The following is a 231-nucleotide window of genomic DNA, read 5'->3' on the forward strand; positions in this document are numbered from 1 at the left end:
GCCTTATGATATTGTTTATGTCACTACCGCGCCATTGGTTCGTTGGAACAGAGTAATTTCGCAACTGGTACCAACGATTACTGGAGTTCATGACATGACTGAAACTGCGAAATTTATAAAGGACTGGCCATAGTTATGTTTGATTCAATATTAGTTGTCTGTACTGGAAATATTTGTCGTTCACCTATTGGTGAACGGTTTTTAAGACAGTTATTACCGAATAAAAAAATT

General features: G+C 36.4%; 2 pseudogenes. Both read left to right on the plus strand.

Annotation, left to right across the window (positions count from 1 at the left end):
- Nucleotides 1–133, plus strand: a pseudogene (locus tag RTW80_RS31025) (polysaccharide export protein Wza); the annotation flags it as partial.
- A 2-nt stretch (nucleotides 134–135) separates the two neighbouring features.
- Nucleotides 136–231 (plus strand): annotated as a pseudogene (locus RTW80_RS31030) (protein tyrosine phosphatase); the annotation flags it as partial.

Origin of the sequence: Escherichia sp. AM3 (assembly GCF_032029835.1) — a bacterium.
GTDB lineage: Bacteria > Pseudomonadota > Gammaproteobacteria > Enterobacterales > Enterobacteriaceae > Escherichia > Escherichia coli.